The sequence below is a fragment of the Psychrobacter proteolyticus genome (genome assembly GCF_038155145.1).
Taxonomy (GTDB): domain Bacteria; phylum Pseudomonadota; class Gammaproteobacteria; order Pseudomonadales; family Moraxellaceae; genus Psychrobacter; species Psychrobacter proteolyticus_B.
The window spans coordinates 1-209 of the sequence record NZ_JBAKAY010000248.1; the positions used below are offsets into that span (position 1 = coordinate 1).

General features: G+C 53.1%; 1 pseudogene. It reads left to right on the forward strand.

The features are described from left to right. A pseudogene (locus V6252_RS13705) lies at positions 1–209 on the forward strand (D-amino acid dehydrogenase); the annotation flags it as partial.

Consider the following 209-nt stretch of genomic DNA (forward strand, 5'->3'; position numbering starts at 1 on the left):
CCCTACGACCCCGATGACAGGGCGCAAGTGGCTGTTTCAAGAAGATGCTCCGCTACTGTCTCGCTTGCGTGCGGATAAAGCTCAGCGCAAATGGGCCATGCAGTTTCTGAAAGAGTGCCGCGCCGATAGAGCCGATGCCAATCTTGTGCAAATGTTGCGCCTAGGTCTATATTCAAGAGATTCCTTACAACAGCTGAGCGCGGATATTG